Annotated in this window: 7 protein-coding genes and 1 pseudogene; 6 read left to right on the top strand and 2 right to left on the bottom strand. The window is 70.1% G+C overall.

Annotated elements, in window-relative coordinates:
* Together G6018_RS08835 and G6018_RS08830 are read right to left on the bottom strand one after the other, a co-directional pair.
* On the bottom strand, positions 1-410 hold a 410-nt coding region (locus G6018_RS08835), incomplete at its 3' end, for an acyl-CoA thioesterase domain-containing protein (protein ID WP_241732024.1).
* Positions 407-1336, bottom strand: a complete 930-nt coding sequence (locus G6018_RS08830) for a RecB family exonuclease (RefSeq protein WP_182639410.1) — start codon at positions 1334-1336, stop codon at positions 407-409. The genes G6018_RS08830 and G6018_RS08835, both read right to left, overlap by 4 nt.
* Before the next feature lie 57 nt (positions 1337-1393).
* Between G6018_RS08830 and G6018_RS08825 the strand changes: the two genes are divergently transcribed.
* From G6018_RS08825 to G6018_RS08800, 6 genes and pseudogenes are all read left to right on the top strand, one after another.
* Complete coding sequence (locus G6018_RS08825) at positions 1394-2233, top strand: tRNA (adenine-N1)-methyltransferase (RefSeq protein WP_179525267.1); 840 nt, start codon at positions 1394-1396, stop codon at positions 2231-2233.
* A gap of 115 nt (positions 2234-2348) precedes the next feature.
* Positions 2349-4049 carry a proteasome ATPase gene (arc, locus tag G6018_RS08820; RefSeq protein ID WP_182609556.1) on the top strand — a complete coding sequence of 567 codons (1701 nt, stop codon included), beginning with the start codon at positions 2349-2351 and terminating at the stop codon, positions 4047-4049.
* 32 nt (positions 4050-4081) lie between these two features.
* Complete coding sequence (gene dop, locus G6018_RS08815) at positions 4082-5563, top strand: depupylase/deamidase Dop (RefSeq protein WP_182639412.1); 1482 nt, start codon at positions 4082-4084, stop codon at positions 5561-5563.
* Between the two features lie 46 nt (positions 5564-5609).
* Positions 5610-5786: a ubiquitin-like protein Pup gene (locus G6018_RS08810; protein WP_017836742.1), complete on the top strand. Its 177-nt coding sequence runs from the start codon at positions 5610-5612 to the stop codon at positions 5784-5786.
* Between the two features lie 6 nt (positions 5787-5792).
* Positions 5793-7199, top strand: a complete 1407-nt coding sequence (pafA, locus tag G6018_RS08805) for a Pup--protein ligase (protein WP_179525264.1) — start codon at positions 5793-5795, stop codon at positions 7197-7199.
* A 10-nt stretch (positions 7200-7209) separates the two neighbouring features.
* Positions 7210-7599: pseudogene (locus tag G6018_RS08800) on the top strand (WYL domain-containing protein); the annotation flags it as partial.

The raw sequence follows: 7599 nt of genomic DNA, 5'->3' as shown, positions 1-7599 counted from the left end.
TAGAAGCCGCTGTCGCGATCCACCTCCGGGAGCTCGCGCGGACGGTCGGCCGACTGCTCGACCTCGGCGGTGTCGCCGACGGCCATCCGCCAGGCACTCGCCCGGGCGACGATCCGGCCCCCCGCTTCCAGTTCCGACTCCAGCAGCTGGATCCGGCGACCGGGCCGGACGACGCGGGCCCGGGTGCGGACCTCGCCCAGCGGCACCGGGCCCAGCAGGTCCACCGTGACGCGGGCGATCCTCGTCGTCTCCGTCCGCTCGAGGCGATCCATGGCGCGGGTGAGGACGGCCGAGGGCGGAGACCCGTGCTGCAGATCCGGGCCCCAGGCGCTCACCGTGTGCGGGGTCGCCCGGAACACTTCCCAGCCGTCATCCGTGCCCAGCGGCTCGAAGTAGGCCTGCGTCATCATGTGCTCCTCGGTCCGGCGTGTCCCGCATCGGGCGTCCCCGGATCGAGAGGTATCACGCGACGCCCCGGCCATCCCGGGTACTCCGGCGGGGTACCCCCGAACGCCGGGCACAACGCCTGGTGGTTGCACCAGTCGCACAGCCGGGAGGTGCGCGGGGGGAAGATCCCGGTCTCACCCGCCCGCTCTATCTCCGCCCACAGTGAGTCGAGCTCGGTCTCGGTCTCCACGAGCGTGGCGAGATCGGGGGAGAGGGTCAGCCAGCTGCCGTTCCTGAGATAGATCAGCTTGAGTTGTGCCGGCATCACCCCGTGGATCTGCTGGTACATCAGGGCGTAGAACCGCATCTGGAACATCGCCTGAGTCTGGTAACGCGGATGTGGTGGCTTACCCGTCTTGTAGTCGACCACCCTGACCTCACCGGTCGGCGCCACGTCGACCCGGTCCAGGTACCCGTGGAGCGGGGTACCGGACGCGGTCGAGGTGACGAGGTACTGCTCACACGCGGCGGGGGAGAAGCGCCGGGGATCCTCGACACCGTAGAGCGCGGACACCAACGCGGCGACCTCCGTCTGGAACTCCGCCCGGGCGGAGAGCGGCACCACCTCGGCGCCGCCGCCGACCGCGTAGAAGTGCTCCACCGCGGCGGGGACCAGCTCCGCGGCGCGCTCCGGGGCGCGCTCCGACTGCTCCAGTGCGTACAGGTCCTCGAGCACCGAGTGGACGACGGTACCCAGGACCTGGGCGCGGGTCTTCGGTTCCGGGATCCTGTCGATCGCCTTGAGCCGGTAGAGCAGCGGGCACTGCCGGAAGTCCGCCGCCCGCGACGCCGACAACGCCAGGGGCCTGCGCTCCGGCGGGGGCACGCCCTCCGGATCGGCCGGGGAGGCCGGGGTACCACTGCCGCCGATTTCCAGGGGATCCGTCACACCTGGCAGGGTAGACAACCGGTCGGACAACCGGCCGCCGTCCCCTGGAGGTCCACTGTGCAGCGATCCGGCCCGTTCGTCATCGGCGACCGCGTCCAGCTCACCGACACCAAGGGACGCAAGTACACCGTCGTCCTGGTCGAGGGAGCCGAGTTCTTCACCCACCACGGCGCCGTCCGCCACGACGACCTGATCGGTACCCCGGAGGGGTCGATCGTCAGGTCGTCCGGGGATGCCGACTACCTGGCGCTACGTCCGCTGCTCACCGACTACGTCCTGTCGATGCCGCGCGGCGCCCAGGTCATCTACCCCAAGGACGCCGCACAGATCGTCCACGAGGGCGACGTGTTCCCCGGCGCGCGGGTGCTCGAGGCGGGCGCGGGTTCCGGCGCCCTGACCTGTTCGCTGCTGCGTGCGGTGGGCCCCGGGGGCCGGGTGTTGTCGTACGAGATCCGCGAGGACCACGCCGAGCACGCCGAGCGCAACGTCCGGACCTTCTACGGCGAACACCCCGAGAACTGGGACCTGCGGGTCGCCGACCTGGCGGAGACGTCGGTCGAGGCCCTGGGCGGACAGGTCGACCGGGTGGTGCTGGACATGCTCGCGCCCTGGGAGTGCCTGCCCACGGTGAGCGACGTGCTGGTGCCCGGGGGGGTCCTGGTGGTGTACGTGGCCACCACCACCCAGATGTCGGACGTCGTGGAGGCGCTCCGGCGCCAGGAGTGCTGGACCGAACCCCGGGCGTGGGAGTCGATCAACCGCGGGTGGCACGTGGTGGGCCTGGCCGTCCGCCCCGAGCACCGCATCCAGGGCCACACCGCGTTCCTGGTCACCGCCCGTCGACTCGCGGAGGGCGTGACCACGCTCAAGCCCAGGCGCCGGGCCGGCAAGCACTGAGTTCGGCCCGAGGAGTCGCACTCACCCGCCCCTCACGCGGCCACTCACCCCGGCGATAGGGTGGAGGCGACGACGACGAGGGTGTCGTCCGAGAGTCGGAGGGCAGGTGATCGAGGTGACCGAGGGACGTTCCCCGGACGAGCGGGGCGGCGACAGCGTGACGCTGGACCGGGTCGAGCTCGCGCGGCTGCGCAGGGCGGTCGACGAGGGGGCCCGCACGGACCGCGAGAAGTCGGTCAAGATCGACGCCCTCGGCGCCCGCAACGTCAGGCTCGCCGAGCTCCTCAAGGACTCCCGTGATCAGCTGGAGGCCCTCAAGGGCGAGGTCGAGCGCCTCGGCACACCGCCCAGCACCTACGGGATCGTGCTGCAGGAACCGACGGACGCCGAGACCGCCGAGGTCATGGCCGCCGGTCGGCGGATGCGGCTCACTCTCGCGCCCGGGGTCGACGCCTCCGTCCTCTCGGCGGGGGCCACCGTCCGGCTCAACGAGGCCATGACCGTCATCGAGGCCTGCACCGGACTCCCGGTCACGGGCGTGACCGCCGTCTTCCGGGACGTCCTGGCCGACGGCGTGCGGGCCCGCGTGGTGATGGGCAACGACGAGGAGCACGTCGTGCATCTGGCGACCGGCCTGCGCGGCGGGCGGACCGCCGATCACCCGGCTCCGGTGCGCCCGGGCGACGCGGTCCTGGTGGACCCCAAGGCCGGCGTGGCGTTCGAGGTCGTGCCCAAGGCCGAGGTCGACGAGCTCCTGCTCGAGGAGATCCCGATGGTCGAGTACTCCGACATCGGCGGTCTCGGCCCCCAGATCGAGCAGATCCGTGACGCCATCGAACTGCCCTTCATCCATCACGACCTGTACCGCGAGTTCCATCTCTCCCCGCCCAAGGGCGTCCTCCTCTACGGCCCTCCCGGGTGCGGAAAGACCCTGATCGCCAAGGCGGTCGCGCACTCGCTGGCGCTGGCCTCCGCGAAGTCGCGCGGACAGGACGTCACCGACGGCCGGTACCCCAACTCGTACTTCCTCTCCATCAAGGGCCCGGAACTGCTCAACAAGTACGTGGGAGAGACCGAGCGACACATCCGGTCGATCTTCGAGCGGGCGCGGGAGAAGGCGACCGAGGGCAACCCGGTGATCGTCTTCTTCGACGAGATGGACTCGATCTTCCGCACCCGCGGGTCGGGCATCTCCTCGGACATGGAGACCACGATCGTCCCGCAGCTCCTCGCCGAGATCGACGGCGTGGAGGACCTGCGCAACGTCATCGTCATCGGTGCCTCCAACCGGGAGGACATGATCGACCCGGCGATCCTGCGACCGGGGCGTCTCGATCTCAAGATCCGCATCGACCGGCCGGACGCCGACGCCGCGGCCGACATCCTGGCCAAGTACATCACCCCCGACCTTCGTTTCGACCCGGACGAGGTCGGTTCGACCGATGGCGCCGAGCACGTCCGGGGTCTCATCTCGCGCATCGTCGACCGGCTCTACACCAGGGACGAGTCCACGACCTACGTCCATCTGGTCTACGCATCGGGCCGCCGGTCGTCCCTGTACCTCGCGGACCTGACCTCCGGGGCGATGCTGCGCAACATCGTGGACCGGGCCAAGAAGCTCGCGATCAAGGACATCGTGCACGGCACCGGGCAGGGTCTGACGACCGACGACTTCCTCGACGCCGTCGACGCGGAGTTCGCGGAGAACACCGACCTGCCCAACACCTCCAACCCGCAGGAGTGGGCGCGTCTGACGGGCGTCCGCGGTGAACGCGTGGTCGAGGTCACCGTCCCGAGCCGGGAGGACGACCGGTGACCCCGCCCGTCCGGACAACGTCCGGCGAGAGCATGCGTGGCCGGGTGATCGGGACCGAGATCGAGTTCGGGATAGTCGCGGTGGGCCAGCCGCTGCTCAGTTCGGTGGTCACCTCGACCCAGGTGGTCAAGGCCTACACCGACCCGAGTGAGGGTTCCGGGGCGACCGACGGGACCCGCTGGGACTACGGGTCCGAATCACCCCTCCGCGACGCCCGGGGGTTCGATCTCGGCTCCGCCCGCGCCTACGACCCCAGCGAGTTCGGGGTGACCAACCGGGTACTGACCAACGGCGCACGCTTCTACGTCGACCACGCGCACCCCGAGTACTCGTCGCCCGAGGTGGACTCGCCGATCGACGCCGTGATCTGGGACAAGGCGGGGGAACGGATCATGCACCGGGCCGGCCGCGAGTCGTCCGCCGTCGAGGGCAACGCCGAGCTCAAGCTCTACAAGAACAACGTCGACGGCAAGGGCGCGTCCTACGGCGCCCACGAGAACTACCTCGTGCGTCGCGACGTCGACTTCGACGCCCTGACGATGAGCCTGGCGCCGCATCTGCTCTCCCGCCAGGTGTACTGCGGGGCCGGTCGCGTCGGCCTCGGCCAGTCCGGCGAGGAGGCGGGTTTCCAGCTCTCCCAGCGTGCCGACTACATCGAGGTCCTCACCGGACTCGAGACCACACTGCGCCGCGGGATCATCAACACCCGCGACGAGCCGCACGCCCCGGATGAGACATGGCGGCGTCTCCACGTCATCATCGGCGACGCGACGATGTCCGAGCTGGCCACCTACCTCAAGATCGGCACCACCTGCCTCGTGCTCGACGCGATCGAGGCCGGAGTCGACTTCTCCGACCTGGTCCCGGTCGACCCGGTCGAGGCGGTGCACATCATCAGCCACGACCCGACCCTCACCGCCACCGTCGCCCTGCCCGACGGACGGGAGTTCACGGGGATCGCCCTCCAGCGGGAGATCCTCGGCCGCGTCTCCGCGCTCGTCGGGGACGGCACCGGGCGTCCCGGATGGGCCGTCGAGGTCCTGGCCGAGTGGCGGGAGATCCTCGACGCGCTCGAACAGAACCCGATGTCGTGCGCCGACCGGCTCGACTGGCCGGCCAAACTCCGGCTCCTGGAGGGGTTCCGGACACGGGACTCGCTGGAATGGGACCACGCGCGACTCGCCCTCATCGACGTCCAGTACCACGACATCGACCCCGACCGCGGACTCTACAACCGTCTCGTGAGCAAGGGGGCCATGCGCAGACTGGTCACCGAGGCACAGGTGGAGGCCGCGATCACGACCCCTCCCGAGTCCACGCGGGCCTGGGCCAGGGGTCGCTTCCTGGCCGAACTCGGCGACCGCATCCACGCCGCGGGATGGGATCACGTCGTCGTCGTCGATTCCCGCGGCGACCACCGTCACGTCGACCTGGCCGACCCGTACACGGGGACCCGGGCCCACTGCGACGCCCACCCGGACTTCCTCAGCCCCGACGGCCCGCCTGTCCACTGAGCACCCCGTCCACCCCGCCCACACCGACACAGGAGCAGCCCACACCATGTCCCAGATCCAGAAGAGCGCCGGCGGCGCAGGCGAGTCGGACGACGAGGCCGGGCAGGTCGCCAAGACCGCCCAGACCTCGTCCGCCGATTCCCTCCTCGACGAGATCGACGACATCCTCGAGACCAACGCCGAGGAGTTCGTGAAGTCCTACGTCCAGAAGGGCGGGCAGTAGACAGCCATGATCCGTCGCATCGTCGGGATCGAGACGGAGTTCGGGATCACCAGCGTCGGTGGCGAGGGCTCGCGATCGCTCGGGCCCGACGAGATCGCCCGGTACTTCTTCCGGCCCGTCGTCGAGCGGTGGCGCAGCTCGAACGTGTTCCTCGAGAACGGGTCCCGCCTCTACCTGGACGTCGGCTCCCATCCCGAGTACGCGACCGCGGAGTGCGACGGCCTGGAACAGATCGTGGCCCACGACAGGGCGGGGGAGCGGATCATCGACGATCTCGCCGTCCGTGCCGAGCAGTCGCTCGCGACCGAGGGGATCGATGCCAAGGTCTACCTGTTCAAGAACAACACCGATACGGTCGGGAACTCCTACGGGTCCCACGAGAACTACCTTCTGGACCGCTCGACCCAGGTCAGGAGCATGGCCACCACCCTGCTGCCGTTCCTGGTGAGCCGCCAACTGATCTGCGGCGCGGGCAAGATCCTGCCCGGGACCCCGGCCGGGGTGGGCGTCGCGGAGGACGAGGGTCCGACATTCTGCTTCTCCCAGCGCGCCGAACACATGTGGGACGGCGTCTCGTCGGCCACCACGCGTTCGCGGCCGCTCATCAACACCCGTGACGAGCCGCACGCGGACTCGACCCGGTTCAGGCGGATGCACGTGATCGTGGGCGACTCCAACATGATCGAGACCACGACACTGCTCAAGATCGCCAGCACCCGGCTCGTGCTGGAGATGCTCGAGGCCGGCGTCGAACTGCGTCCGATGGCGATCGCCCACCCGGTCCGCGCGATCAGGGAGATCAGCCGCGACCTCACCGGAACCCGGCCGGTCGGGCTCACCGACGGCACCACGATGACCGCCCTGGAGATCCAGCGGGAGTTCCTGGCCGCCGTCCACCGCCACCTCGCTCGCGGCGGGTGGGAGCGCGACGACCGCCCGGTCGTGGAGCGATGCGTGGCCCTGTGGGAACGGGTCCTCGACGCGGTCGAGTCCGGTGACCACGACGCGATCGCCGCGGACATCGACTGGGCCGCGAAGCTCCGGCTGATCCGACAGGTACAGGACCGGACCGGGGCCGACCTCGATCACCCCAGGCTCGCCCAGATCGACCTGACCTACCACGACATCCGACCGGGACGTGGGTTGCACTCGGTGCTCGAGCGCCGCGGCCTGGTCTCACGGGTCGTGGACGACCCCGAGATCGACAGGGCCCGGCACTCCGCGCCGGAGACCACCCGCGCGGCACTGCGAGGTCGATTCATCTCCGCGGCCGCCGGGGCCGGACGCGACTACACGGTGGACTGGGTGCATCTGAAGGTCGCCGACGGCACCCTGCCCACGGTCGCTCTCACCGACCCGTTCGCAGCGGAGGACCCGCGTGTCGACGACCTCATCGCCGCGCTCGGGCGATAGCGTCCTGCCCGTGTCCACCTCCAAGTCGCAACGACTGGTCAACCTCGTCATCTGCCTGCGGTCGACCAGCGCCTACCTGTCCGCGGGCGAGATCCGCAGGATGGTCCAGGGATACGACGACTGCGAGAACGAGGCCGCCTACCTGAGGATGTTCGAACGGGACAAGCGGGAACTCCGCGACGTCGGCGTCCCCCTCGAACAGGGAGCCTCACTCGCACCGGGGTCCCCGGCCGGGTACCGGATCCCCGCCCGGGGTTACGAGCTCCCGGAGATCACCCTCACCCCCGAACAGGCCGGCGTGTTGGCCGTGGCCTCGGAGGTCTGGCGCGAGGGGGAGCGGGCCGCACGGGCGGACGGCGCGCTGGCCAAGCTCACCGCCGCGGGTATCGACCCCGTCCAC

The sequence above is a fragment of the Dietzia sp. DQ11-44 genome (assembly GCF_014145205.1).
In the GTDB taxonomy this organism is placed as follows: domain Bacteria; phylum Actinomycetota; class Actinomycetes; order Mycobacteriales; family Mycobacteriaceae; genus Dietzia; species Dietzia natronolimnaea.
The sequence above is the reverse complement of the archived record's forward strand: the minus strand, read 5'-3'. Positions and strand labels throughout refer to the sequence as shown.

Coding starts and splice junctions, on each gene's coding strand:
- G6018_RS08810 (WP_017836742.1), top strand. CDS start 5,610: ATGTCCCAGATCCAGAAGAGCGCCGGCGGCGCAGGCGAGTCGGACGAC.
- pafA (WP_179525264.1), top strand. CDS start 5,793: ATGATCCGTCGCATCGTCGGGATCGAGACGGAGTTCGGGATCACCAGC.
- dop (WP_182639412.1), top strand. CDS start 4,082: ATGCGTGGCCGGGTGATCGGGACCGAGATCGAGTTCGGGATAGTCGCG.